Source organism: Geomonas sp. (assembly GCF_035254065.1).
Lineage (GTDB): Bacteria > Desulfobacterota > Desulfuromonadia > Geobacterales > Geobacteraceae > Geomonas.
The window spans coordinates 1-2,952 of sequence record NZ_DATFBA010000325.1 but is presented as its reverse complement, the minus strand read 5'-3'; the positions used below and the strand labels follow the sequence as shown (position 1 = coordinate 2,952).

3 protein-coding genes and 4 tRNA genes are annotated in these 2,952 nt (G+C 58.6%); all 7 read left to right on the top strand.

All coding sequences use genetic code 11. From position 1 onward, the window contains the following. The first annotated feature begins 64 nt into the window (after nt 1-64). Nucleotides 65-1,075 carry a hydrogenase expression/formation protein HypE gene (hypE, locus tag VJ604_RS15030; RefSeq protein ID WP_324083880.1) on the top strand — a complete coding sequence of 337 codons (1,011 nt, stop codon included), beginning with the start codon at nt 65-67 and terminating at the stop codon, nt 1,073-1,075. 18 nt (nt 1,076-1,093) lie between these two features. Continuing rightward, on the top strand, nt 1,094-1,645 hold the full coding sequence (locus VJ604_RS15025; RefSeq protein WP_324083878.1) for a cysteine hydrolase family protein: 552 nt from the start codon (nt 1,094-1,096) through the stop codon (nt 1,643-1,645). A gap of 414 nt (nt 1,646-2,059) precedes the next feature. Continuing rightward, a tRNA-Thr gene (locus VJ604_RS15020) sits at nt 2,060-2,135 on the top strand. 22 nt (nt 2,136-2,157) lie between these two features. Further along, nucleotides 2,158-2,242: transfer RNA gene (locus VJ604_RS15015), tRNA-Tyr, on the top strand. Between the two features lie 111 nt (nt 2,243-2,353). Next, a tRNA-Gly gene (locus VJ604_RS15010) sits at nt 2,354-2,430 on the top strand. A gap of 9 nt (nt 2,431-2,439) precedes the next feature. Beyond that, nucleotides 2,440-2,515: transfer RNA gene (locus tag VJ604_RS15005), tRNA-Thr, on the top strand. A gap of 62 nt (nt 2,516-2,577) precedes the next feature. Beyond that, the coding region (locus tag VJ604_RS15000) for a GTP-binding protein (protein ID WP_324083877.1) at nt 2,578-2,952 on the top strand (375 nt) is incomplete at its 3' end.

Sequence of the window (2,952 nt, the reverse complement as noted above, 5' to 3'; positions counted from 1 at the left end):
GGGGACGAATCGATGAGCGGCAACATTTCAAGAATTCAAGCAGGTAGATACGGAGCTTAACTGCATGGACAACGACATCATCCTCCTCGGTCACGGCAGCGGTGGCAAGCTCTCGCACCAGTTGCTGGACGAGTTGATCATCCCGCATCTGTCCCAGAACCCGTCGGCCGGGCAAAACGATGCCGCGCTGGTCGAGGTCGGCACCGGAAGGCTCGCCTTCACCACCGACAGCTACGTGGTCGATCCCATCTTCTTCCCGGGCGGCAACATAGGCGATCTCGCGGTGAATGGAACGGTGAACGACCTCGCCATGATGGGGGCCACGCCGCTATTCATAAGTGTGGCGCTGATACTGGAGGAAGGGTTCGGCAAGCAGGAGCTTTCCAGTATCCTCGCCTCCATGCGGCAGGCCGCCGACCTGGCTGGTGTTTCGCTGGTCACCGGGGATACCAAAGTCGTGCCTCGCGGCAAGGCTGACCGCATCTTCATCAACACCTCCGGCATTGGCGTGGTGGACCACGGGCTCACCATCGACGGCGGGCAGGCGCGCCTGGGCGACCGGGTTATAGTGAGCGGCAGCATAGGCGACCACGGCGTGGCGGTCCTTTGCGGCAGGGAAGGGCTGGAAATGGAAACCGACGTCCGTACCGACTCCGCTCCCTTGAACGGCCTGGTGCAGGAACTGCTCTCCCTGGGTGGGGGACTCCATGTGCTGCGGGATCCGACCCGCGGCGGAGTGGCTACTACCCTGAAGGAGATTGCCGTGCAGTCGGGTGTCACCATCACCCTGAAGGAGGATGCTCTTCCGGTCAATGCCGGTGTGAAAGGAGTCTGCTCAATCCTGGGGCTCGATCCCCTCTACATCGCCAACGAGGGAAAGCTGCTGGCATTTGTGGCGCCCGAGCTGGCTGAGGAGGCCGTGCGCCTGATGCGGGATCACGCCTTCGGAAAGGACGCGGCAATCATCGGCGAGGTTACCGCGACAGGCGGCGGCAGAGTTCAGATGGAGACCCTGGTTGGAGGGATGAGAGGTGTGGAGATGCTCTCCGGCGAACAATTGCCGCGCATCTGCTAAGTCAAAAAGGAGAAGACCATGTCCCAGGCGCTGCTTATCATCGATATCCAGAATGACTACTTTCCCGGCGGGGCGATGGAACTGGTGGGGAGCGTGGAAGCGGGGCGCAAGGCTGCCAAGCTCCTTGAGCTCTTTCGGCGCCGTTCGTTGCCGGTCATCCACGTCCAACACCTTTCCAACCGGGCAGGTGCCACCTTTTTCATCCCAGGCACCACGGGGGTTGAGATACACCGGTCGGTAACCCCGCAGGAAGGGGAGACGGTGGTGGTCAAGAACTACCCCAACAGCTTCAGGGAAACGGGGCTCCTCGACGAGCTGCGCCGGTTGAAAATCGACCAGCTGGTAATTGTGGGGATGATGACGCATATGTGCATCGATACCACCACCCGGGCCGCCGCCGATCTCGGTTTTCAATGCACTCTCGCACATGACGCCTGCGCGACCCGGGCCCTCTCCTTCGGTGGCGCCACCGTTCCGGCGGAGCAGGTGCACATGGCTTTCATCGCCGCCTTAAACGGACTCTTTGCCAAGGTGCAGTCTGTGGATCAGATCATCGCCAGCCTCAACTAGGATGACGTTTCCCTCTTTTCCCGACACTTCCAGCTATCCCTCCCCCCACGGGGGAGGGTTGGGGTGAGGGAAGCCTCGCATCTTGGTGGAAAGTTCCCTCACCCCGGCTCTCTTCCAACGCTCAATCGTCAGCTGAATCAGGCGATTCCCGTTCGCCGAGATAGTAATTCCGACATCTGTGGGCATCCGTGTCACGGTTGTAAGAAAAATATTGTTGCCAGCGCGCAACATATGTGTATAATGCTCGTTTGTGCCTCAAATGGCGCCTGCTCTCTTTACCACAGTACGTCCAGACCTCGGAAATTTATTTTTTCGCGGTCGGATAAAAATAAGTTGACACCCGAAGCGATTTGCTTTAAAAGGTGGACTTCGCTTTGCGAGGCAGGGTTCCAACGCGGAACCGGCAGATGATGGGCTGGCGTAGCTCAATTGGCAGAGCAGCTGACTTGTAATCAGCAGGTTGCGGGTTCGAGTCCCATCGTCAGCTCCACTTAGCAAGGCACACACCGTCTGGAGGGATTCCCGAGCGGCCAAAGGGAACAGACTGTAAATCTGTCGTCATCGACTTCGGAGGTTCGAATCCTCCTCCCTCCACCACTAAAACTTCAGATGAGACGGCCACCGGCCGACCCAGGAGACACTAAGTCGTTTGAACTGGTAAGACGGGAACCGATCGAGTCAAAAAACTTCGCTGTTGGTAGGTATTTGGCGGGAATAGCTCAGTTGGCTAGAGCGTCAGCCTTCCAAGCTGAGGGTCGCGGGTTCGAGTCCCGTTTCCCGCTCCAAAATCATGCGCCCACATAGCTCAGTAGGCAGAGCACTTCCTTGGTAAGGAAGAGGTCACCGGTTCGAATCCGGTTGTGGGCTCCACTCCCCAAAAGTAAAGCTTCTTGTACATAAACAGGCTGTAGCGACATAACGGAGGATTCCTCATGGCAAAAGCTAAATTCGAAAGAACTAAACCGCACGTAAATATAGGCACCATCGGCCACGTTGACCACGGTAAGACCACCCTGACCGCAGCCATCACCAAGGTTCTGGCAGGCAAAGGCCAGGCCGAGTTCAAGGCTTTCGACCAGATCGACAACGCTCCGGAAGAGCGTGAGCGTGGTATCACCATCGCTACCGCCCACGTCGAGTACGAAACCGACAAGCGTCACTACGCACACGTCGACTGCCCGGGCCACGCCGACTACGTCAAGAACATGATCACCGGTGCTGCCCAGATGGACGGCGCGATCCTGGTCGTGTCCGCCGCTGACGGCCCGATGCCGCAGACCCGCGAGCACATCCTGCTTGCCCGTCAG

What these genes read in the sequence shown, in the direction of transcription:
- hypE (WP_324083880.1), top strand. Translation starts at nt 65, where the DNA reads ATGGACAACGACATCATCCTCCTCGGTCACGGCAGCGGTGGCAAGCTC.
- VJ604_RS15025 (WP_324083878.1), top strand. Translation starts at nt 1,094, where the DNA reads ATGTCCCAGGCGCTGCTTATCATCGATATCCAGAATGACTACTTTCCC.